The organism is Priestia sp. SIMBA_032 (assembly GCF_046535215.1).
Lineage (GTDB): Bacteria > Bacillota > Bacilli > Bacillales > Bacillaceae_H > Priestia > Priestia aryabhattai.
This window is the reverse complement of sequence record NZ_JAWRXD010001044.1, coordinates 1-257: the sequence shown is the minus strand read 5'-3', so window position 1 is coordinate 257 and position 257 is coordinate 1. Positions and strand designations below refer to the sequence as shown.

At 56.4% G+C, this 257-nt stretch carries 1 protein-coding gene; it reads right to left on the bottom strand.

The annotated features are described in order from the left end of the window. On the bottom strand, positions 1–254 hold a 254-nt coding region (locus SB717_RS37525), incomplete at its 3' end, for a hypothetical protein (RefSeq protein ID WP_486360811.1). Between the last annotated feature and the right edge of the window lie 3 nt (positions 255–257).

Below are 257 nucleotides of genomic sequence, written 5' to 3'. Positions count from 1 at the left end.
CCTTCATTCACTAACTCCAGATAGCCGCGATCCAATAAGGCTGCTTCAGCAATGCTCACCGGCTCATCGTGCAACAGGTAGATGTTGCCCTTCATTTGCCCCGTGACCTCATCGCGTACGCAACCGCCCAAGCTAAGCCAGCGTGTCATACGCAAAGCCGTGAGCGCTTTGGAGACGGTTTCACGCGAGGCCACCTTGAGGGGAGAGGACGCTAGATATGGCCGCAGTTGCTCATACGTCGGAAAGGATGTCAGGCC